At 67.3% G+C, this 22,579-nt stretch carries 20 protein-coding genes; 10 read left to right on the top strand and 10 right to left on the bottom strand.

Translation table 11 applies throughout. The features are described 5' to 3' along the window. Positions 1-16 precede the first annotated feature (16 nt). From QH276_RS23150 to metH, 7 genes are all read right to left on the bottom strand, one after another. The gene (locus tag QH276_RS23150) at positions 17-280 is read right to left on the bottom strand and encodes a phosphoribosyl-ATP diphosphatase (RefSeq protein WP_030521337.1); all 264 of its coding nucleotides are present in this window, start codon (positions 278-280) and stop codon (positions 17-19) included. Positions 281-365: 85 nt separating this feature from the next. After that, positions 366-2,180: a choline/carnitine O-acyltransferase gene (locus QH276_RS23145; protein WP_280397230.1), complete on the bottom strand. Its 1,815-nt coding sequence runs from the start codon at positions 2,178-2,180 to the stop codon at positions 366-368. 57 nt (positions 2,181-2,237) lie between these two features. Further along, positions 2,238-3,041, bottom strand: a complete 804-nt coding sequence (locus QH276_RS23140) for a class I SAM-dependent methyltransferase (protein ID WP_280397231.1) — start codon at positions 3,039-3,041, stop codon at positions 2,238-2,240. A 46-nt stretch (positions 3,042-3,087) separates the two neighbouring features. Continuing rightward, a complete protein-coding gene (locus QH276_RS23135; protein WP_280397232.1) occupies positions 3,088-3,948 on the bottom strand; it encodes a HalD/BesD family halogenase in 861 nt (286 codons plus the stop codon). Positions 3,949-4,175: 227 nt separating this feature from the next. Continuing rightward, entirely contained in the window at positions 4,176-4,973 is a 798-nt protein-coding gene (locus QH276_RS23130; RefSeq protein WP_280406900.1) for an HAD family hydrolase, read from the bottom strand. A 123-nt stretch (positions 4,974-5,096) separates the two neighbouring features. Continuing rightward, a complete protein-coding gene (locus QH276_RS23125; protein ID WP_280397233.1) occupies positions 5,097-6,674 on the bottom strand; it encodes a serine/threonine-protein kinase in 1,578 nt (525 codons plus the stop codon). A gap of 538 nt (positions 6,675-7,212) precedes the next feature. Next, positions 7,213-10,809 carry a methionine synthase gene (gene metH / locus QH276_RS23120; RefSeq protein WP_280397234.1) on the bottom strand — a complete coding sequence of 1,199 codons (3,597 nt, stop codon included), beginning with the start codon at positions 10,807-10,809 and terminating at the stop codon, positions 7,213-7,215. A gap of 298 nt (positions 10,810-11,107) precedes the next feature. Here metH and QH276_RS23115 point away from each other — a divergent pair, with 298 nt between their 5' ends. Beyond that, positions 11,108-11,995 (top strand): PAC2 family protein, encoded by an 888-nt coding sequence (locus QH276_RS23115; RefSeq protein ID WP_280397235.1) that lies wholly within the window; start codon positions 11,108-11,110, stop codon positions 11,993-11,995. Positions 11,996-12,024: 29 nt separating this feature from the next. Here QH276_RS23115 and QH276_RS23110 read toward each other — a convergent pair whose 3' ends face one another. Beyond that, the gene (locus tag QH276_RS23110) at positions 12,025-12,330 is read right to left on the bottom strand and encodes a hypothetical protein (RefSeq protein ID WP_280397236.1); all 306 of its coding nucleotides are present in this window, start codon (positions 12,328-12,330) and stop codon (positions 12,025-12,027) included. Between the two features lie 212 nt (positions 12,331-12,542). Between QH276_RS23110 and QH276_RS23105 the strand changes: the two genes are divergently transcribed. Then, positions 12,543-13,775 (top strand): XRE family transcriptional regulator, encoded by a 1,233-nt coding sequence (locus tag QH276_RS23105; protein ID WP_348536596.1) that lies wholly within the window; start codon positions 12,543-12,545, stop codon positions 13,773-13,775. A gap of 84 nt (positions 13,776-13,859) precedes the next feature. Here the strand turns inward: QH276_RS23105 and QH276_RS23100 are convergent, their stop codons facing one another. Beyond that, positions 13,860-14,378 (bottom strand): M15 family metallopeptidase, encoded by a 519-nt coding sequence (locus QH276_RS23100; RefSeq protein WP_280397237.1) that lies wholly within the window; start codon positions 14,376-14,378, stop codon positions 13,860-13,862. 156 nt (positions 14,379-14,534) lie between these two features. Here QH276_RS23100 and QH276_RS23095 point away from each other — a divergent pair, with 156 nt between their 5' ends. Both QH276_RS23095 and QH276_RS23090 read left to right on the top strand, forming a co-directional pair. After that, positions 14,535-15,395 (top strand): haloalkane dehalogenase, encoded by an 861-nt coding sequence (locus QH276_RS23095; RefSeq protein WP_280397238.1) that lies wholly within the window; start codon positions 14,535-14,537, stop codon positions 15,393-15,395. Between the two features lie 204 nt (positions 15,396-15,599). Then, positions 15,600-16,202, top strand: coding sequence for a PepSY domain-containing protein (locus QH276_RS23090; protein WP_280397239.1), 603 nt, complete (start codon positions 15,600-15,602; stop codon positions 16,200-16,202). Between the two features lie 135 nt (positions 16,203-16,337). On the opposite strand, the gene QH276_RS23085 is transcribed toward QH276_RS23090, so the two are convergent. Continuing rightward, positions 16,338-16,673, bottom strand: a complete 336-nt coding sequence (locus QH276_RS23085) for a hypothetical protein (protein ID WP_280397240.1) — start codon at positions 16,671-16,673, stop codon at positions 16,338-16,340. 506 nt (positions 16,674-17,179) lie between these two features. Between QH276_RS23085 and QH276_RS23080 the strand changes: the two genes are divergently transcribed. From QH276_RS23080 to QH276_RS23055, 6 genes are all read left to right on the top strand, one after another. Beyond that, positions 17,180-18,067, top strand: coding sequence for a helix-turn-helix domain-containing protein (locus tag QH276_RS23080; protein WP_280397241.1), 888 nt, complete (start codon positions 17,180-17,182; stop codon positions 18,065-18,067). Further along, entirely contained in the window at positions 18,051-18,263 is a 213-nt protein-coding gene (locus tag QH276_RS23075) for a DUF397 domain-containing protein (protein WP_432278805.1), read from the top strand. The genes QH276_RS23080 and QH276_RS23075 overlap by 17 nt, the downstream gene beginning before the upstream one ends. Before the next feature lie 114 nt (positions 18,264-18,377). After that, positions 18,378-18,587 (top strand): DUF397 domain-containing protein, encoded by a 210-nt coding sequence (locus QH276_RS23070; RefSeq protein WP_280397242.1) that lies wholly within the window; start codon positions 18,378-18,380, stop codon positions 18,585-18,587. A 1,149-nt stretch (positions 18,588-19,736) separates the two neighbouring features. Then, positions 19,737-20,249, top strand: a complete 513-nt coding sequence (locus tag QH276_RS23065) for a MarR family winged helix-turn-helix transcriptional regulator (RefSeq protein ID WP_280397243.1) — start codon at positions 19,737-19,739, stop codon at positions 20,247-20,249. Then, the gene (locus tag QH276_RS23060) at positions 20,246-21,481 is read left to right on the top strand and encodes a Bcr/CflA family efflux MFS transporter (RefSeq protein WP_280397244.1); all 1,236 of its coding nucleotides are present in this window, start codon (positions 20,246-20,248) and stop codon (positions 21,479-21,481) included. Before QH276_RS23065 ends, QH276_RS23060 begins: the two co-directional genes overlap by 4 nt. A 304-nt stretch (positions 21,482-21,785) precedes the next feature. After that, positions 21,786-22,343, top strand: a complete 558-nt coding sequence (locus tag QH276_RS23055; protein WP_280397245.1) for an SMI1/KNR4 family protein — start codon at positions 21,786-21,788, stop codon at positions 22,341-22,343. The last annotated feature ends 236 nt before the right edge of the window (positions 22,344-22,579 follow it).

Raw genomic sequence — 22,579 nt, 5'->3', positions numbered from 1 at the left:
GCGGGGATCGGGGCGTCTACAGATGTCGGTAGACGTCCTCCAGCCGCAGCCCGCGACCCACCATCAGCACCTGCACCCAGTAGAGGAGCTGCGAGATCTCCTCGGCGAGTGCCTCGTCGCCCTCGTGTTCGGCGGCCAGCCACACCTCGCCGGCCTCCTCCAGTACCTTCTTGCCCTGGGTATGGACGCCCGCGTCCAGTGCGGCGACGGTACCCGACCCGGCGGGCCGGGTGGCTGCGCGATCCTGGAGTTCGGCGAACAGGGCCTCGAAAGTCTTCACGACGGATCATTGTTTCAGATCCGCGCGCCGCGCTTGTGCCCGAGTGCGTGCCACTGTGCCGTGGCACTCACTCGGGCCCGGCGATCTACTGCTCGGCGAGCAGTGCCTCGAGTTCGGCGACCGCGGTGCGCAGGTGATCGGCGAAGGCGTACATCTCGCCGGCCACCGCGGCCGGGGTGGCCAGGTAGAGATTCCACCGGTCCGGCAGCAGTACGTAGGCGATCCCGATGCATTTCGGGCTGGTGGAGCCGAAACCGAAGTAGCGGATGTTCACCGACGGTGCCGAGCTGGTGCTGAGGTAGTCGTCGCGCAGGACGGTCCACCCGGGGCTGGTGTACAGCGGGATGGGGTCGGTGACGCCGAGTTCGGCGCCGCGGCGCCGCTGGATCCATTCGAGTTCCCACAGATGCTGCTCCGGTGCTTCTCCGGATTGGCACTGTTTGGCGCGGGCCACGTGCGCACCGGCGGCGGCGCGGGTAGCGGCGAGTTTCGCGGCGGTATCGGCCGCCGGGTCGAGCATGGTGTCGACGAAGGCGACCATCTCCGGGGTGATCACCCGCATCGCTTCGGTGCGGCCGTTGCGGTATTGCCGGGTCGCGATGGATTCGTAGGTGGCGCCGGTGAGGCCTTTGCTGCGGCGATGGGCCAGCTGGTAGCTGAGCTGCGCGAACGCGTCCGGCGAGATGCCGAGTTGTTTGGCCCGGGTAGTGCCGAAATCATCGAACGACACCGTGGTGGTGGCGTTGTCGGCGGCGTACTGCGCGAACGCCGCACCCGCGGCCACCACCGCGGCCCGCTGATCGTCGTCGAGCCGGAATTCGATCTGTTCGACCGGCGGCAGGCCCTGGTCCCGCGCTCCGGATCGTTCGGTGTGCCCGGTCACCGGGGTCGCCAGCAGGGTGTCGACGAAGGACAGCACGGTCGTCCCGTCGAGCCCGCAGTGCTCGATGTTGATGCCGGCCTGGCCGTCGGCGAAGACGATGAACGATACCGATTTGTCGAACCAGCGGTTGGCGCTGTCGCCGTGCAGCAGGGTGTCGCACGCGTGCAGTTCGTCGCGGGGCGCGAAATCCTCGAGGCAGACGCAGAACAGCGCGGTCTCGATCGTATCGAGCGCCGCCGCGTTGTGCGGATCGGTGAGCAGTCCGGCACGCGCGCGGGCCCAGTCGGCGCGCGCGGCGGTGGTCAACTGCCCCACCGAGGTGCCCGCCGGCGCGGGCTCGGTGGCGGATTTCAGGATCGCCCGCAGACCACCGACCAGATCCTCGAAGGCGTACGGATCTCCGTCCGGACCGAGCACATCCATCCGGAACATGCTGCCGCGGTGCAACACCAGGATGTGGCGGGCATCGGACGGGCCCGGCCATTCGTCGCTGTAGGGCACCCGCACGGTGTCCTGTTCTTCCCCGGGAATCCGGGTCTCGGAGAACAGGTACTTGTTCTGCCACATCGACAGCCGTTGCCCGCGCTGGGTGACCGGCGGGATCTCCTCCTGATCGAGCGCCAGCTTGTAGTCGACGGCCGCCGCGACCAGCCCCGCGGCCCGTTCCGCCTGACCCGCCGAGGTGGAGGCGGCCAGTGCGGTGTCGTCGCGGAACAGGAAGAAGAAATTGGCGTTCAACGCGATCCGGTCGCGCCGGCCCAGGTAACGGGACGGCCAGAACCGGTCCAGCCAGCTGCCCACACCCGGGGTCTCGTCGTATTCGCGCAGGGCGGCGTGCAGAACCTCGCCCGCGCCTCCGGGCCGCAGCAGATCGGCCACGGCGTCCTCGGTGGCCGCCAGTTCTTCCGCGGTCAGCAAGGGGGTACACCACTGCACGAAGCGGGCGCAGCTGTCCTCCAGGGTCGGCAGCGGGACCCTGGGCAGTTGGTCTTCGGCGGCAAAGGTGCGTTCGGTCAAGTTGTCTCTCCGGTTCGGGTCGGTGCTACTCGGCGGGCGGAACCCCGTATGCCATGGCTACGAAACAGGCCGCGACACATAGAGATTGGCATACAGCCAGCCCTGGTCCTCCAGGCCGGTGGGGTCGATACCGCCGGTGGCGAGGGTTTCCAGGACCTGTTCACGTTCGGCGTCGGAGGCGAACCGGCGCTGGGCGAATTCGCCCGGCATCCGCTCGGTGCGGTACCCCAGGGCATCCAGTTCCGCCTCGATCGGACCGAAACCGTACATACGCAAGACGAAGTGTGCCATCCACGGCCGTCGCTCGGGATGGGCGGTCGCGATCCGGGCGATCGTCTTCTCGGTGACATAGCCGATACAGCCGGTGGAGATCACCAGATCGGCCCGCGCCAGAATCGCGCGCTGCTCATCGGTGGGTTCGGCGGCTTCCAGATCGGCGTGCACGACGCTGTCCAGCAGGGCCGCCGCCCGCGCGTATTCGAGCGCGGGTCCGGAGGCGTCCATTCCGATGAACCGGACCCCTGGCAGGGCGTCGGTGGCGCGGAGGCGGTCGCGGTCACGGGAGATGAGCTGCTCGGTACCCAGCCCGGGATCGGCATACGACCGGGTCAGCTCCGCGAGGCCGGTGTCCAGCCGCAGCAGTGCGGCGTTCACCCCGTAGGAGCATCCGATATCGAGCACGGTGGGCGCGGTGTTCGTCGCCACCTGGTATTCCAGGATCTGTGCCCGCAGATGTGGTTTCGCCAGTTCCGGGATGCGATAGTCCAGTTCGGACATGCGCAGGTAGTAGTCGCGGGGGTCGGGCCTCGAGTAGATATCGTCGAAGGACGCTTTCCCGGTGGTGTGCAACGGCACGGGCACGTTGTATTCCTCTCGGTAGGGCGGTACCCACTCGATCGTGTGCGGATCAATCGAGCAGCCGGTCACCCCGGACGGCATCCGCCGCCGCGTGATGAGCCGGGAGCACCCGCCCGAACAGCTGGCGGGTGCGTTCCACGGTGCCGATGACACCGGGGCGGTCACTGTAGGCGAAGATCGCCGTATGCCGAGGGGTCGCGCCCTGCACCGGTGACACCCGGTGCAGCGAGAATCGTCCCTGGAAGAGCTGCAGGTCGCCGGGGCGCAAGGTCAATCGCCGGACGAAGCGTGCACCGGTGCCGGTCAAGACTTCGTGCACGTTGCGAAGGTTTTCGGTGTGCGGGGAGCGGATATTCGGGCAGTATTCGAACACGCCCCCGGCTTCCGGCGCCGCCGTGAGCATGCTGACGGTGAATTCGTTGGTGTCGAAATGCCAGGGATGGGCATTGCCCGGCGCCACCACGTTCAGCACGAGACCGGCCAGCGGATCGGCGAATTCGTGCAACTGCTCCCGTCCGAAACAGGCCGACAGGAACCGCTGGAAGGTGGTGTCGGTGTAGAGCCGGTGGATGAGCGCGTCGGCGGGGATCCGGTCGCGCGGGACGAAGGCGTTACCGCGTTCGAAGATGATGCGGCCGGGATGATCCGCGGGCAGTTCGGTATCGAGCGGGATGTTGTAGGCATTGACCCGCTCGGTGCGGTAGTAGGCGTGCGGCGCCATCCGTGCGCCCTGTTCCGCCAGCAGGGTATGCAGCTCCGGCCGGATGAACTCGCGCAGCACGGTGCAGCCGTCCTCCGCGAGATCGGCTCGCGCCGCCGCGACCGCGGAATGCCATCCCGGTGTATCGGGTTCGGCGAGCGGGTAGCGGGAAGTGTCGACGATCTCGTCCAAGGTCACCGTGGCGGCCATGGCCATATTGTTATCGCCGGATGGGCGACACGCCCGGAGAATCCGGGAGAACACCGGTGAGCCCGGTCACGGACCGTCCGGTTTTGTTGATTCGCAACACTATTCGCGGCAAAACATTGTCGTACCCCACCGTTTACCAGACCTTGCCACCGTCACGATCCCCCGCGCGGCGCCGCCGAACTCCGGCCCCGAAGCGAAGCACCACCTTCCGAACCCCTTGTCACGGTTCACATCAGTGGTTCGGGGCCCGTCTCGTTCTGGAGCGACAGAGCGGGGGAGCGAAGCGGAGGAGCGGCGGAGTGAAGAACGAGACTTCGGGGGCCCCGAACCGGCGACGCCGGAGGCGGCGCAGTCGAACACAGAGCGGCGGAGTGAAGAACGAGACTTCCGGGGGCCCCGAACCCGGGGGGCGGGGGGGGGGGGGGGGGGGCGGGGGGGGGGGCCCCGGGTTGCGCCCCCGCAACCACCTGCACCCCCAACCCCGGGGCGGGGGCGCCCGCCACGCCGGTGACCGAATCCTCCACCGCCACACAGTCGCGTGGGTCCACGCCGAGCAGTTCGGCCGCGCGGAGATAGACGGCCGGGTCGGGTTTGCCGTGCGGCACCTCGTCGCCGCAGACCGAGACGTCGAACCGGTCGCGACCCAGCGTTTCCAGGGCCAGCTCGGTGAGCGAGCGTTTGGTGTTGGTCACCAGCGCGCACGGCAGCCCCACGGCGCGGACCATCTCCAGCGCTTCGACGGCACCCGGCCGCCAGGGAATCGGACCGGTCATGAGTTCGGTGACCCGCTGCTCCAGGAACAGCCCGGCCGCCTCGACCGCTTCGGGATGCGGGTCGAGCCCGAGTTCGGTGAACATGATCCGCAAGGCATTGGCACCCGAGGCCCCGATGAGCGCGTGCCGGACCTCCTGGGTCATCTCCCGGCCCAGTTCCCGGGCCAGCTCGCGGACGCCGATATCCCACAGCTTCTCCGAATCGAGCAGGGTGCCGTCCATATCCCACAGCACCCCGGCGAGCTGAGCCATCCTCGGTCGACCTTTCGTCACGGTGGAGCGGGCCGGACCCGGTGCCGGAACGTGGCCGGGAACCGGAACCCCGGCCGACGGTAACCCGGCCGGGTGAGCGGCGGCAAACCCGGCCGATCCGGGTCACAGCAGCTGCGAGGCCGTGATGACCAGCTGTCCGCCGTTCGGCGCCACCCGGAACGACCGGCGCTCCGACTGCACCGACCCGTCACGCATCGTGTAGGTGACCGTCGCGACCGCACTGCCGTCACCGGATTGGCTGACCGAACCGATGCTGACCGCACTGATCGTCGACCAGAATCCCGTGTAGTCCGCGTAACCACCCGTGGTGGCCTGGTATTCGGGCGACAGCTGGGCCCAGGCGGCGGACGGGTTGCCGGGCAGCAACCCGTAGTAGCCGCGGACGAACTGTTCCACCCGCGCGGCCGACGGCGGACCGGATTCGGTGGTGGTCGGCGTGGTCGTGGGCGCGGCACTCGTGGTGGCCGACTGCTCGCCGGTCTCGCCCTCCGGTTCTCCGGTCGACTCGGGAGCGATCGCCTGGCTGGTTTCGGATGTCCCGCCGGCCGTCTCGTCACCTCCGCCGAGATTCGCCAGCACCAGACCCACCACGACCACCAGGAGCAATGCCGCGGCACCGGCCAGGACGGCCGTCCGGGTCCGGGTCCCCGAACCACCGGCCGGGCGCGGCGGTACGGGCGCGACCGGTGCGGGGGCGGGACCGGCGTGCGGCGGCTGTCCGGAGTCACGGAATGCCGAAGCCGGAGCCACCGGAGGCGCCGCGGGGTTCACCTCGGACGACGGGAGTGCGGTCGTCGCGGCGAGCGTGGGCGGGAGAACCTTGGTCGTGGCGGACGGCGCGGTGCCGACCGGTTCCGGCGCGCGGCCGGCAGCCACCTCTTCGAGCATGACCCGCGCCTCGTCCATGGTGGGCCGTTTCGCGACCTCGGTCTCCAGCAACCGCATCACCACCGGTCCCAGTGCGCCCACCCCTTCCGGCGGTTCGACCTGACCGCCGGCCACCGCGTGCAGGACCGCCAAGGGGTTGTCGCCGTCGCCGAAGGGCGGTCGTCCGGTGACCGCGTGGTAGAGCGTGGAACCGAGCGCGAACACATCCGAGGCGGGGATCGGGTTCTCCCCGCGCGCGACTTCGGGGGCGAGGTAGGCGGGGGTGCCGGCCAGGAAACCGGTTGCGGTCACCGTGACATCGCCGGTCGCCCGGGAGATTCCGAAATCGGTGATCTTGACCGTGCCGTCGTCGCCCACCAGCAGGTTGGCCGGTTTCACATCGCGGTGCACGATACCGGCGTCGTGCGCGGCGGCCAGCGCGGCAGCGGCCTGGGCGCCGAGTTCGGCGACCTTCAGCGGCGGCAGGGTGCCGTCGAGGTTGAGGCGGCTCGCCAGGCTGGGCGCGTTCATGTATTCCATCACCAGCCACGGCTGGCCGTCCTCGTCGGCCACGTCGAAGACCGAGATGGCGTTCGGATGGTGCAGCCGCGCGGCGATCCGTCCTTCGCGCAGGGCGCGTTTGCGGGCCTCCGCGGTCTGCTGTTCGGTCAGGTTCGGACCCAGCAGCACCTGTTTGACCGCGACGGTGCGCTGCAGCCGGATATCGAGCGCACGCCACACCACACCCATGGCACCCGTGCCGATGGGGTCTGTGAGCCGATACCGTCCGGCGATCAGCCGATCCTTGCTCATCTGAAGTCGTGGCCCCTTCTGCTCGCCGCCGAGTCGTCCAGCACTCCGCGCGTCACAGGCGGTTGCCTACGGTTCCGCGTCGACCCGGCGCGTGCAACGCACCCGAACGGCACCGTTCGGAGTTCTGGTTCCGCGGGAACCTCGGCGGAAATTCCCGGAAATCGTACGCTCCGGCACCCCGAACCCTTGCGGGCAGTACGGAATTCCGGAGCCGCACAGGCCCTGGTCACCTGCGGTTTCCGCATACGTGCCGGTCGCCGGGCACAACGAGGACCACGTAAAGTGACCACAATCACACGGCCCGCGCGTTTATTTCCGCGCAGCCGGTCGCGCCCGAGCGCCGGGCCCGCGTGGCCACGCCCGGCCACCGCCTCCGGGCCTACCACGCTCGGGCGGTCCCTCTCACGCTCGAGCGCGGGGCCTGCATGGCCACACACCGCCACCACGTCCCGGCCCGGCGCGCTCGAGCTGTGTCCCTCGCGCTCGGGCGCGAGCCCCGCGTGGCCACACACCGCCACCACCCCCGAGCCCGGTGCGCTCACACGCTGAAGTATTTCGCCTCCGGATGCAACAGGACGAACGCATCGGTGGATTGTTCGGGGTGTAACTGCAATTCCTCCGAGAGAGTGACCCCGAGCCGCTCGGCGTCGAGCAGATCCACCAGTTTGGCGCGGTCCTCGAGATCCGGGCAGGCACCGTAGCCGAACGAGTAGCGGGCGCCGCGGTAACCGAGTTTGAAGTATTCGGTCACGTCCTCCGGATCGGATTCGGCGACGGAATGCCCGTCGAGGGTGAGCTCTTCGCGGATCCGGCGGTGCCAGTACTCGGCGAGCGCCTCGGTGAGCTGGACGCCGATGCCGTGCACCTCGAGGTAGTCCCGGTAGTTGTCGCCGGCGAACAGTTCGTTGGCGTAGTCCGCGATCGGCTGCCCCATGGTGACCAGCTGGAACGGCAGCACATCCACCTGCCCGGTCGCCCGCGCGTACTCGCGCGACCGGATGAAATCCGCTACGCACAGGAACCGGTCCCGCTGCTGGCGGGGGAAGGTGAAGCGGTACCGCTCCGGCGCATCGGGTTCGGGCTCGGTGAGCACCACGACGTCGTCGCCCTCGGAGACCGCCGGGAAGTACCCGTACACCACCGCCGCGTGCTGCAGCACGTTTTCGGTGCTGAGCCGGTCCAGCCAGGCCCGCAACCGCGGGCGCCCGTCGGTTTCCACGAGTTCCTCGTAGCTGGGCCCGTCACCGCCGCGCTGCCCGCGCAACCCCCACTGCCCCAGGAACAGCGCCCGCTCGTCCAGCAGGCCCGAATATTCGTGCACCGGAAGGCCTTTCACCACCCGGGTACCCCAGAACGGCGGCACCGGCACGGGGATCTCGGCGGCGACATCGGACCGGGCCGGCACCTCGACCGGGGCTTCGGCGGCCCGCCGCTGCTCGGCGATCCGGCGCGAACGTTCGTGGCGGGCTTTACGTTCGGCGGCCTTACGCCGCCGTTCCTCCGCCTCGGGGCTGTCCGGATCGGGTGCGGCCCCGCGTTTGGCGGCCATGATCTCGTCCATCAACCGCAGCCCTTCGAAGGCATCGCGCGCGTAGTGCACATCGCCCTCGTAGACCTCGGTGAGATCGTTCTCCACATAGGAGCGGGTGAGCGCGGCGCCGCCGAGCAGCACCGGGAACTGTTCGGCCACTCCCCTGCTGTTGAGTTCCTCGAGGTTCTCCTTCATCACCACGGTGGATTTCACCAGCAGCCCGGACATGCCGATCACATCGGCCTTCTTGTCGACCGCGGCATCGAGAATGCTGGCGATGGGCTGTTTGATACCGAGGTTCACCACCTCGTAGCCGTTGTTGGACAGGATGATGTCCACCAGGTTCTTGCCGATATCGTGCACATCGCCCTTGACGGTGGCCAGCACCACGCGACCTTTACCGCTGTCGTCGGTGGCCTCCATATGCGGTTCCAGATGCGCGACAGCGGCCTTCATCACCTCGGCCGACTGCAGGACGAACGGCAGCTGCATCTGCCCCGACCCGAACAGTTCGCCGACGGTCTTCATCCCCGACAGCAGGGTCTCGTTGATGATCTGCAACGGCGGCACTTCGCGCATCGCCTCGTCGAGGTCGGCTTCCATCCCGGCGCGTTCACCGTCGACGATGCGCCGTTCGAGGCGTTCGAACAGCGGCAGCGCGGCCAGTTCGTCGGCCCGCGAGGCCCGCGAATCGGCCGCGGATACGCCTTCGAAGAGCTGCATGAGCTTCTGCAGCGGGTCGTAGCCCTCGCGGCGCCGGTCGTAGACCAGGTCGAGGGCGGTTTCGCGCTGCTCGTCGGGGATCCGGCTCATCGGCAGGATCTTGGAGGCGTGCACGATGGCGCTGTCCAGCCCGGCCTGCACGCATTCGTGCATGAACACCGAGTTCAGCACCTGCCGCGCGGCGGGGTTCAGGCCGAAGGAGATATTCGACAGGCCCAGCGTGGTCTGCACGTCGGGATGGCGGCGCTTCAGTTCGCGGATGGCCTCGATGGTTTCCAGGCCGTCACGCCGCGACTCCTCCTGCCCGGTGCCGAGGGTGAAGGTGAGGGTGTCGATGATGATATCGCTGACCCGCAGCCCCCAGTTGCCGGTGATATCGGCGATCAGCCGTTCGGCGATGGCGACCTTGTTCTCCGCGGTCCGCGCCTGGCCCTCCTCGTCGATGGTCAGCGCGACCACGGCGGCGCCGTGTTCGGCCACCAGGCGCATGGTCTGCTGGAAGCGGGAGTCGGGGCCGTCGCCGTCCTCGTAGTTCACCGAGTTCACCGCGCAGCGCCCGCCCAGATGCTCGAGCCCGGCGCGCAGCACCGGGGTCTCGGTGGAGTCGAGCATGATCGGCAGGGTGGAGGCGGTGGCCAGCCGGGACGCCAGTTCGGACATATCGGCGCTGCCGTCGCGGCCGACGTAGTCGACGCAGAGGTCGAGCATATGGGCGCCGTCGCGGGTCTGGTCCTTGGCGATATCGAGGCATTTGCCCCAGTCCTGGGCGAGCATGGCCTCGCGGAACGCCTTCGACCCGTTGGCGTTGGTGCGTTCGCCGATCATCAGCACGCTGGCGTCCTGCTCGAACGGCACCGCGGTGTACATGCTGGAGATGCTCGGCTCGGGCTGCGGGGAGCGGCGCTCGCCGATGGGCGGCAGGGTGGGCTCGACCTCCCGGACGGCCTCGGCGACCTGGCGGATGTGCTCCGGGGTGGTGCCGCAGCAGCCGCCGACCAGGGCCAGGCCGTAGTCGGCGACGAACCCGCGCAGCGCCACGGCCAGCTCCTCCGGGGTGAGCGGGTACTCGGCCCCGTTCGCGCCGAGCACCGGCAGGCCGGCGTTCGGCATCACCGAGACGGGCACGCGGGCGTGCTGGGACAGGTAACGCAGATGTTCGCTCATCTCGTCCGGGCCGGTCGCGCAGTTGAGCCCGATCAGATCGATACCGAGCGGTTCGAGGGCGGTCAGCGCCGCGCCGATCTCGCTGCCGACCAGCATGGTGCCGGTGGTCTCCACGGTGACGTGGGTGATGATCGGGATCCGGCGCCCGGCCTGTTCCATTGCCCGGCGGGTGCCGTTGACGGCCGCCTTCACCTGCAGCAGGTCCTGGCAGGTTTCGATGAGCACGGCGTCGGCGCCGCCGTCGAGCATGCCGAGCGCGGCCTCGGTGTAGGCGTCACGCAGGCTCGCGTACGGGGCGTGACCCAGGGTCGGCAGTTTGGTTCCCGGGCCCATCGAGCCGAGGACGTAGCGCGGCGTCCCGTCGGCACCCGGACCCATCTCGTCGGCGACCTCGCGGGCCAGCCGGGTGCCCTTCTCGGACAGCTCCCGGATCCGGTCGGCGATATCGTAGTCACCGAGGTTGGGCAGGTTGCAGCCGAACGTGTTGGTCTCCACGGCGTCGGCACCGGCCTCGAAATAGGCGCGGTGGATCTCGCGCAGCACCTCCGGGCGGGTGTCGTTGAGGATCTCGTTACACCCCTCCAGCCCGCGGAAATCGTCGAGGGTGAGGTCCACGGCCTGCAGCATCGTGCCCATCGCGCCGTCGCCGATCACGACACGGCGGCTGAGCGTGTCGAGCAAGGTGGTATCGAACTCGGCGGAGCGGGAGGCAGACATGGATTCCAGAGTAGTGTGCGCCACCGCGGCGGTGTTCGCCTAGTTCACAGCTGTGCGACCGGCCACAGTCCGGCAGTACACGGGCAAACCGTCGGCGACCCGTCCACCGGGTGACCGCCAACCCACCCACCCGGGCGGAAGACCCACGCAGACCGCACCGGCGCCGGATCCACCCGTCGGCCGGTCACGGCCTCACCCCCCCACCGAGCCGTCGGTGAACGGGCCGCCGACCGGCCGCGACAGGCGCGGGGTGCAGATACTGCGCGCCGGTCACGACCCGCACCGTAGGCTGGCAGGGGTGAGCTCGAGTGAATCTCCAGTGGATCGGGAACTGCCCACGTTGCGTGACCCGGTGCTCGTTGCTGCCTTCGAGGGCTGGAACGACGCTGGTGACGCAGCGAGCGGCGCGGTCGAGCACCTGGAGTTGATCTGGGATGCGCGGCCGCTGGCCGAACTCGATTCCGAGGACTATTACGACTATCAGGTGAACCGGCCGATGGTCCGGCAGGTGGAAGGCGTCACCCGGGAGATCGTCTGGCCGGCGACGGTGCTGTCGGTGTGCTCCCCACCGGGCAGCGATCGCGATGTGGTCCTGCTGCGCGGGATCGAACCGAATATGCGGTGGCGGCGATTCTGCGCGGATCTACTGGAGCTCATCGATCAGCTGAAGGTGGAGACGGTGGTCATCCTGGGGGCGCTGCTGGCCGATACCCCGCATACCCGGCCGGTGCCGGTAACGGGTTCGGCCTACAGCAAGGAGGCGGCCGAACGGTTCAACCTGGAGCAGACCCGCTACGAGGGGCCCACCGGTATCACGGGCGTCCTGCAGGACCAGTGCGTGAAGGCGGGGATCCCCGCGGTGTCGTTCTGGGCGGCGGTCCCCCATTACGTCTCCCAGCCGCCGAACCCGAAGGCGACGATCGCGCTGCTGCACCGGGTGGAGGATGTCCTCGATATCGAGGTGCCGTTGCGGGAACTGCCGCAGCAGGCCGAGGAGTGGGAGTCGACGGTGAACGAGATGACCGTCGCCGACGAGGAGATCGCCGAATACGTGCGCTCGCTGGAGGAGCGCGGAGACGCCGCGATCGATGTGAACGAGGCGATGGCCAAGATCGACGGCGATGCCATCGCGGCGGAATTCGAGAAGTATCTGCGCCGGCGAGGGCCCGGCGGCTTCGGGCGCTGAGGGGGAACGCCGGCCGCCGGGCCGCCGGTTCAGCCCGCCACCGACCAGATCCGGGCGGCGGCGTCGTTGGCCAGTTTCGCGATGAGCAGTTCGCGAGGGATGGTCTGGCCGGTGAGATGATCGAGCGAGGGCACCACCACGTGATGGGCATCCGCTCGTTTGAGTTCCCGGGTCAGTTCGGCGAATGCCGTTCCGTCACCGGCATGCGATTCGTGGAAAGTCGCGGCGAAGCACAGCCCGTGGGCATCTGCCAGCTCACGTAGCGCGGCCTCCATATCGTCGCCGTCGCCCGCGGCCAGATCGTCGCGTAAATACCCATATACCAACGCTTCCACCCGAACCTCCTGAATCCTTCCCCGCACGAGGCGGAGAACCATTTCCTGCTCCGGGATCTCATCCCCCGTTCGCGGGGGTGTTGCTTGAACCGGTACGGAGCCGGTCCGATTCGAGCATGACCGACGGTTAACAACGGCAGAAGAGGTCATGCGGGGGACATCTTCATGCCCTCTTGGGTCCACGAAAAGTTTGCTGGTGCAATACTGGCGGCGTGACTGCTGCTGAAGATCGTCCGCTGTGGGCCATCCGGATGCGCTCGGAACGCGATGCGCGTGGGTGGTCACAGGCCGAGGCGGTACGCGCGCTGCGCGCCAAATCGTCCCAGAATCTGCCCACCGACAGCACCCTCCTACGTAACTGGCGGCGTTGGGAATCGGGCGAATCCCGCCCCGACGATTTCTACGCCCCCCTCATCGCCGCCGCCTTCGACACCGTCGCGGCGGCGTTCTTCCCCAAGGCCCGCCCCAGCCGTGACGACGAACTACTCACCGCCACCGGGATGGACACGCTCGAGTTCATGGGCCGGCTCCGCATGTCCGATGTTTCGACCGCCACCCTCGACGCCGTCCGGATCACCGCCGAACGACTCTGCCGCGACTACGCCTCCACCGATGCGCACCAACTGCACCGTGAAGCATCGGGCTGGCTGCGGCGGATCGCGGCCCTGCTCGACAGCCGGCTGACGCTGGCCCAGCACAAGGAAGTCCTGGAACTCGCGGGCTGGGTCGCCCTGCTGCTGGGCTGCCTCGAATACGACCTCGGCCGCCGCGGCGGCGCCGAAGCCACCCGGCGCGCCGCCCGCTCCCTCGGCCTGGAATCCGAGAATCCCGAAATCATCGGCTGGAGTTCGGAACTGGCGGCCTGGTTCGCGCTCACCCAGGGCAACAACCGCGGCGTCATCCAGGCGGCCGAGGCGGTGCCCCCGGAATGCGCGAATATCGGGGTCGGTATCCAGCTCGCCGCCCAGCGGGCCAAGGCCTGGGCGCGGCTCGGCGACCGCAGCGCGGTGGACGCCGCGCTGGCCGAGGGCCGGACCCTGCTCGACCGGCTCGGCCACCCGGAAGACCTGGAAAACCATTTCGTGGTCGACCCGCAGAAGTTCGATTTCTACGCCATGGATTGCTGCCGGGTCGTCGGCGACGATGCCCGCGCCGAACGGTTCGCCCGCGCGGTCCTCGCCGATTCCACCGCTCTCGACGGCACGGTCCGCAACCCGATGCGGGTCGCCGAAGCCCATCTCACGCTGGCGATGGTGGCCGCCCGCGCCCGCGATCTGGAACAGGCGGTAGCACACGGGTTGTCCGCGTTCGAAGCGAAACGCCGCTCACTGCCGTCGCTGCTGTGTATCGGCGGGGAGGTCGGCCGGGAACTGCTCGCGCATTTCCCCGACGATCCGCGGACTCAGGAATACATGGACGAACTCCGCGCCCTGTCCAGCGCCTGAGAGCCCACCGGGTCCCTCCGCCGTGCGGGACGGCTCGATTCGGCTCTTCCCGAACCGGAAGAGGCCGATCAGCCGAGGTTTGGTTCAGCGGTGCGCGGCGTCCGGAATCCGGGCGGGACAGGCGGTGCCGGGAATGGTGACGAGCTCGAAATGCCACCATTCGTTGTCGAACGTGCGGCAGAGCCCCCAGCGGTTCCCGTTGGCTTCCAGCCACGCCGCACCCTCCCGAGGCGCGATATCGACGGCTTTCCCGGTGACATGCGTCGATTCCTCCGGCGGCAGCACCCACTTGCGGGTTTCCTCCGGCGTGCCGTAGGTCCGCAGCCCGTCCTCCCACATCGCCTGCTGTTCGGCCGGGCTGCGATAACCGGAATTGATCCACATCGGCACCCCCGCCGCATGCGCTTCCTGCTCCGCCATCGTGTACGCGAGCGCAAGCAGCGGTTCGAGCCCCTCGGTCCCCGCCGCGGCCACCTCGGTCAGCGGCGGCACCGGGAACGGTGCAGCAGCGGCTTCGGCAGCACCGAGACCGAGACCACCCAGCGCGACCGCCACCGATATCGCCGCGGCAGCCGTCCGGGCCGGTAGTACGTGGAAAGACATGCGGATGATCTTATCGAGCGCCGCACTCCCGACCAGCTGCGTTACCTATGAGCTGCACAGATGTGATTCGACTCCACCATTCGGCCGCCTGCTCGTATCCGTGCGGCACGGTCACCGGCCGCACCAGCGGTAGCCTGGCTCCGGAGGGAGGGCCGCATGTTGATCGACTTCATTCCCGATGGGGAGCTGTATCCGTTCGAATCGCACTGGTTCGACTCGTCGGCGGGCCGGGTTCACTACATCGATGAGGGAGCCGGCACACCGATCGTGTTCTGCCACGGCTCGCCGGCGTGGAGTTTCCTGTACCGGCATATCGTGCGGGAGCTGCGCGACCGGTACCGGTGCATCGCCGTCGACTATCCGGGTTTCGGTTTATCGGAACGTCCCGAGGGGTTCGGTTACACGATCGCCGAGCAGACCACGGTCGTCGGCGAGCTGATCGACCATCTACGACTCGATGGCCTCGTGCTGATGGGTCACGATTGGGGCGGGCCCATCGGCCTGGGCGCGCTCACCACGCGCGCGGACACGGTGCGCGGGATCGTCCTGGGCAACACCGTGTTCTGGCCGATCGAAGCGCGGGCGAACCGGGCCTTCAGCGCGATCATGAGCAGCCGGCCGATGCAGCGGCGGATCCTCGAAAAGAATCTGCTCATCGAGCGTGTTCTGCTCGCGGAACTCGGCGGCACGCTCACCCCCGCCGAGGCCGACCACTACCGGGCGGTGCAACCCACCGCGCAAGCCCGCGCGGGTCTCGCCACGATGCCCCGGGAAATCCGCGCGGCCCACCCGCTGTTGGAACGGCTCGCCCGCGACGTACCGGCGACTCTCGGCGGCAAGCCGGCCTTGCTGGTGTGGGGAATGCGGGACATGGTGTTCCGGCCCCGCGCCTGTATTCCGCGCATGCGCGCCGCCTTCACCGATCTTGACATCGTCGAACTGCCACGCGCACGGCATTTCATTCAGGAACATGCTCCCGATGCGATCGCGGCCGCGATCGCGGATCGGTACCCGTAGACGCCGAGCCGATTCGGCGAAGCTCGCTGGTGCCCCGTCCGGATAAGTTGCGCCGGTATTCCGTGTGCCGGATCGAGCGGCTGGTTGGCATCGGTGATGCTGCTGGTGGCGGTGAGGGCGACCGGGCCGTAGGCAGCCGGCACATGAAAACTTTCTCATCTGCGATTCATCTCCGTTCCAGGCGGGGTGTGCAGACTGCCGTGTATGCGAAAGAAGATGTACGCAACGGTTCCGGTCCTCGCCCTGTCCCTCGGCCTCGCCCTCACCGGATGCGGAACCTCCACCGACTCCGGCGCGTTCTCCGAAGCGCCACACGCTCCGAAATTGATGAGCGACGACGAGGTCCTCGCGTTGCCTACGACACCGCACGAGAACACCGGTAACGGTGATCGAACCACCGCCGGGCTGAACGCGATCGCCACCGCCGAGAAGGCGACCGGCGGCACGGCCTATGCGATCGACGACGAAGATGACGACAGCTCGTGGGAAGTCGATATCGCCACGGGTGACAGCACGGTAGAGGTCGAGGTCGACGCGACAGGCGCGCATGTGCTCTCGACGGAGAACGACGACGACCGGGACGACGACCGTCGCCTGCTCGACCAGGTCTCGGTCCCGCTGGCCGAGGCGATCACCACCGCCGTCACCGAGGTCCCCGGCGTACTCGACGGGGCGGAACTCGACGACGACCGCACCCTGACCTGGGAGGTCACCGTCGACACGACGGATCGCTCCGATGTCGAAGTCGCGATCGACGCTGCCACCGGATCGGTCGTCGACGACCGCGATGATGATGACGACGACTAGCCTTAGGTAGGACGTCACCCCCACCGGACGTACCCGAGCGCATGGGGTACGTCCGGTGCTCAGCGTTCTTGTTCGGGCCACCACAGGGCGACGGTGAGACCGAGCAGACCGAGCATCAGTTGCACCAGTGCAAGGTCAGCCATTCCGGGGTAGTTCCGGATCGGATGAACTCCCCGCCCACCGGTGCCCGCACGGGTACAGCCGCATCGGTGTGATGAGCGCAGCGTTATCGGTGACCATTTGCCGGATCGCGTCCACATGGTCGAACGTCGGCACGACCACAGCGGTAGCGCCGTGCTCCCCCGCGTGCCGGGCCAGCGCCAGCGCTGTGATTTTCGGCCCCGCATCCGTGTAGACGGTGAACACGAGCCGATAGGCGTGCCTTTCCGCGAGCGCGTGCAGGTCGACCACGGAAACCGGAAGGTCACGCCGTACCAGCGCGACCGCTTTCGGACGTTCATCGACCGGCACGCGGCTCCCCCGATTCTGTGCACCAGCGGCGCACGGCAGCGGCGATGCGCTCCAGCCGCTCGGCCGATGGCAACACGGCCAACGGTCCGTCCGGTATTGCGGAGGAACCACGAGCCCGTTGCGGTAGCTGTTCCGGTCGCGTACCGAGTGCCAGATCATGAACCTGAAAACCGATGGCAGACATGGGTTATCCACTGCTCCTGGAATAGTCTTGGCAAGCACCCGGCGCAGGGTCCGGCACGGCATCAGCGACCAAACTGTGAATGCTGGACCACCAAGTTCGCGGCGCTCCTGGCGTTGAACTGGTGTCTCCCCGCAATTCTGGGGAGGTGGCCTGCGCCGGGTGCTCCCCCAGTAGACCCCTCCGCAGTCAGCTCCGGAAGATTCCGGACTGGTAAATATCGAAAATTTCTGCAATATTCCAGTTTTCGGTCCTCCGGGTTCCAGTTCGGGAGGACAATCCATTCCAGTACGAGATGTAGCGCGGCCTGAGCTGAGGAGTGGGGATGACGGAAAGGGAGACCGACAGCACCTTCGCGCGCAGGATGCTGGGGAGGCAGCTGCGACACCTTCGCGAGACGTCGGGAGTGAGCGTGGAGATGGCCCGAAAGGCGATCGGCGTTGGCCACCAAACGCTTTGGCGTCTCGAAACCGGACAATCCACGCGGGTTTCTGCGCTACAGGTGCGAGAGCTCTGCCGGATATACAACGCGCCGACAGAAGTCGCAGATGTTCTGCTCGAGCTGGTGGGAGGGTTGTCCTACAAGTCCTGGTGGCACGCCTATCGGGAGGCCGTACCCAAGGACTTCGACCTGTATCTGGGACTGGAGGTCGCGGCAAGCAAGTTCCTCAGTTACGCGCCCACCCTGTTGCCCGGCCTCGTTCAAACGCGGGCGTACCGGCGGGCGATGATCTGGGCCTCGAACCCAGGCATATCCACCCTGAAGGTCGAACAACACGTCGAGATCACAGCCCGACGGCAGTCTCGGATCCACCACGACCCCGATCTCGAAGTCGAGATTCTGGTCGGCGAATCGGCGTTGCGGCAGCAAGTCGGTGGACCGGCGGTGATGGCTGAACAGCTGAAGTACCTGGCCGAAACCAGTGAGCTGCGGCATGTTTCGATCAAGGCCATTCCTTTCACTACTACGCACGTCGGCCTCGACGTGGGCGTTTTCGTGCTGTTGGAGTTCCCGCCCCACCGAACTGCGTCGCTTTCCGAACCGCCCGTTGTGTACGTTCAGGGCTATACCAGCGACCAATACCTGGAACGCCCAGAGGAGATCGACCGGTATCAGACGGCCGCCTCCAGCATCAGGCGCGTGGCGCTGGATGAGGAAAAAACCAGGGAACTGGTGAGGACGATAGCGAGGGAACATGATGAACAGCGCTGACCTGCCCGGGGCACAGTGGTTCAAGAGCAGCCGCAGTTCGAGCACCAAAGAGTGCGTCGAGGCTGCTCACCTGGATGGTGGGCGCGTAGGCGTACGGGACTCCAAGAACCCCGAGGGCCCTGCTCTCGTCTTCACTCCTGGCGAATGGGACGCATTTTTGGCCTCCGCGAAGTCGGGCGGACTCGACCGACCCTGAAGGCGCTGAAGCCGACCGGGAGCGCATCTCAGTTGGCAGCCGACGGCATCAGACTGGTTGCACTCGATGAGGACCGAACCCGAAACCTCGTGAACAAGATGGCGAAGGAGCACCATGAACAGCGCTGACCTAACCGGAGCCCAGTGGTTCAAGAGCAGCCGAAGTTCGGGAACCAAGGAGTGCGTCGAAGCCGCGCACCTGGGCGGCGGGCGGGTCGGCGTCCGGGACTCCAAGAACCCCACCGGCCCGGTCTTGGTCTTTACGCCTGGCGAATGGGATGTCTTCCTGGCCGGCGCCAAGTCCGGCCAGTTCAATCGGCCCTGACTCTGCATCCGGAACGAACCCGGCGGCCGACCAGTTTACATACCCACATAAAGGGTGGACCGAAGTTCTCGGACAGCCAGGCTTCACGACACGCTTGTTGAACAGACAAGGTTCCGGATGACTTGGGCGTTCCCGCGCCGGAATGGTTCCGGGTGAAGCGTCCAAGAACCGATCCTGTGATGAACGGGTTGGGGTCGTTCGGAGGACTTACCGAAACCCGGGCGCCCAGGAGTGGAATGCAATAACCGCCGTTAGGTGCCCTACGCTGTCGGGATCCCGGTGTCGATGCGTTGTGTCGTCCCGCTGCCGGGAGTCGGCATATCGTCGTGGACAACGCCGAGTGCTCGCCGAGACCCGACCACGCCGAACCGAGGACCGATGTGCACAATCCGCGTCCAGCCCCCACCGCGTTTCCCCGGCACCGGTTCTTTCACGTAGCTTTTGCGGCACTCGGAACCCTGATGGGCCGGGGGCTTGTTCTGCCTGGTCGATAGGTTCTGGATCGGCGAGCGACTCACCTACGGGCTGTCCTTTGCGTTTCTGGGCACCGCCTTGGCGGTGTCGAACCTGGCGCTGCTGATGAGGAACCGTCCCGCGCTCGTCATCGACCACGCCGGCCTAACCATGCACCCGGGCGGATTCCTAGCCTGGCAACAGATCTCCGGGGTACGGATCGCCCACCAGCAATTCCAAGAGATGCTCGAGATCTGGCTCGACCCGCACCCGTCCTCCGCATCGGGGCCACACCCGCGGGCGCAGCGCCGCGGGACCCGTGGGAGATTCCCCCGCACGATCACTCACCTCGCACTACACCCATATACCCCCGATGACGTGATCCACGCACTGCGCGAATACAACCCGAATCTCACCGTATTCGCATTTCCCAGGGTCTATGTGGTTGACCGGACTGTTCACTTAAGGGCGGTTTCCGGGCGGAATCTGTGGTGATAACCATCGATGAACTGCGATATTTGCGGACCAAGTGTCCAACAAAACATCGGTTTATGGACGGTTTGCCAACTGGTCGGACTCTCGATGGCGCCGCGGCGCTGCGTCTCGGCGGCGGTGCGTATAGACAAGCTTTAGCGTACCAATTAAGCACTCCTACAGGCCTGGATGGTTGATTTACCAAGGTGTAGCTTGGTAAATGTGGCTGCTGAAGAGGAATGCGATGTCGACGACTTGCCTCTGGCCGAATCGGTGCGATGGGCGGTGTCGCGGCTGTCGTCGCGGTTGCGGGCCGAGCAGCCGGGTGGCGAGAGACCGTTGACGCGCTTGGGGGCGTCGGTGCTGGCGAACCTCGCGCACAGTGGTCCGTTGACGGTCTCCGAGCTCGCGGCGATCGAGGGGTTGCAGGTTCAGTCGCTGACAAGGGTGCTCAACGAGCTCGACGAGCTGGGGCGGATTCGGCGTTCACGCAGCGCGGTCGATGGCCGCCGGCAGGACATCACCATCACCGCCGCGGGGCAGGACGCGTTGCGTGAACATGTGCGTGACGGGAATGTGTGGTTGGCGGCCGCGCTGCGGTCATCGCTCACCGACGCCGAGCGCGGAGTGCTCGAGATCGCCGCGGACCTGTTGCGTGCGGTCGCCGAATCCACGGCCACTACCAGCGATACACCGGTGTCCTCGCGTGGCGAGGGTGCGCCACCGGCACTGTGACCACCGAACGCGCCGACGGTCATCAGGCGACCACGGCACCGAAACGGGTTGCACGGCGGGGCCGGCTGTTGGCGGTGCTGGCCGGGCTCAGTGGTGCGGCGCCGCTGGCCACCGATATGTATGTGCCGGCACTGCCGGAGCTGGCCCGCTCTCTCGGGACCGATACCGCTGGTGCGCAGATGTCGTTGACCGGTTTCCTGGCCGGGATCATCGTCGGCCAGTTGGTCCTCGGACCGTTCAGTGATGCCTCGGGGCGGCGGCCGGTGTTGTTCTCGGGTGCGGTCGGATTCGCTGTGCTGTCGGTGGCGTGCGCGCTGGCACCGACCGCGGCGATTCTCGATATCGCTCGTTTCGGGCAGGGTGTGGCCGGAGCAGCGGGGATCGTGGTGGCACGGGCGGTGGTCACCGATATGTTCGACGACCACGACATCGCGGGCGTGTATTCCCGGTTGGGGGCGATCACCGCCGCGGCCCCGGTAGTGGCGCCGATGGCTGGTGGTGTGTTGCTGCTGGTGTTGCCCTGGCGCGGAGTGTTTCTCGTTCTCGCCGGTATCGGCGTGCTGCTGGCCGCGGGAGTGTGGTGGTGGATCCCGGAGTCATTGCCAGCATCTGCCCGGCGTCCGGCCGGTGTGATGGCGGGGTTGCGGTCGATCGGCGGGATGGCGACCCGGAGCGCGGTACTGGCTCCGGTGCTGGCGTTGTCCTTCGGCGGTGCTGCGGTATTTGCCTATATTGCCGGGACCACCTTCGTGTTCCAGGACGTCTACGGCCTCAGCCCGGCGGCAGCGAGCCTGGTATACGGAGTGAACGCGGTCGGGAACATGATCGGCAGCCTCGCCTACGGACGCCTGGCACGGCAACAGCCGCCGGAAGTGCTGCTGTGCGCAAGTGCCGCGGTCGCGTTGACCGGACCGACACTGCTGCTGGCGATATCGGCGACCGCCGACCCTCCGATGATCGTGACCTGGCTGTGCCTGCTGACGTCGCTGACCGCGTTCGGTGTCTTCTTCCCTGCGGTGGTCACCATCGCCCAGGCCCGCGGACGCAGCGCGCCCGGCGCGACATCGGCCCTGCTCGGAGGCGGGCAGTTTCTCCTCGGTGCCGCGGCCTCACCGGCCGTCGGCCTATTCGGAGAAACCAGCCCCACCCCGACAGCCGCGGTCATGGCCGCCGCCCTGGTCTCCGCACTACTCGCGGCAGTAGCCACTGCCCGCCTGCGACCGCAGGCGTAACCAGAGCACACGAGATCACCAAGCGCTCAGCCTCACGGCACTGCACACCATGACACCGGATTCCGTGCGTCCAAGATGAAGTGATTTCCAGACAACAAGCCCGCCTGCGGAGCCCATCCGCCACGCGGGGCCACAGACACGATCCGGGCGGCCAGCCTCGGGGTGATCACCACCGTGCCCGCGGTTCCGACTATGAGCGTGGACGAACAACCTGCGGCTCGCTCGACAATGAGGTCCATCCGGAGCCCCGGTCGGCGGCTCCGTGCCCGATAGCATGTCGCGAACGGATGATCCAAGGGGAGTGATGGGTACACCAGTCGGCCGGGAGGCGTGGCAGGATCTGATCCAGCGATTCGTCGCCCAGAGGCGACGGCTGCTCGCAGCCTGCGAGAACGAGGAAGCCACCTCTCCCAACCCCGGTGCCACAGAGTCTCAGTTGCTGATGGCCGAGCGCAGACTCGGTCGCCCGCTGGATCCGCAGTATCGAGAGTTGCTGTCGGTCGCCGATGGTTGGGACTACTTCTATCTGTTCTTCTCACTGCTCGGCACCGCCGAGCTCGGTGCCGGATCTCGCTGGGAATCGGCTTCGGAGTCCGCCGAGATCTGGTTCGAGGACGCTGAATGGGGCGAGGAGATCGGCGGCCCCGACGATGGGTCGGTCTATCAGCCCTTGGTGGTCAGCGACAACGGCTACAGCAGTACCGCTTTCCTGCTCGCCGGGGCGGCAGACCGGCTTCCGGCCGGCGCGGTCATACCGTTACCGCCGGAATCGACCTACCCAGACCTGTACAGCTACCTCGCAAACGAACTCGACGAGATCATTCGCCACGCCACCTACACTGATTCCGAGGGTGCAGGCTGATACCTCGATCCTGCGCTCTCAGGGAACGTCCTGCCAGCGTTGTGATATGGCCGCGCCATCGAGCTGACAGCGTTGCTGCGGAGGTCGCATTCGGTGCCGCCGTGACGACAGTAAGGTGGGGGATGACCGATTCGATCCACGGGACGGAAGGCTTGTTCGAAGGGACGGCATGGCATTATGCCCGCTATCGTCCTGGCTATCCGGACGTGTTCTTCCACGATCTGATCCGCCGATTC

This window comes from Nocardia carnea (assembly GCF_029869215.1).
Classification (GTDB): Bacteria; Actinomycetota; Actinomycetes; order Mycobacteriales; family Mycobacteriaceae; genus Nocardia; species Nocardia carnea_B.
This window is presented reverse-complemented; position numbering and strand designations above follow the sequence as displayed.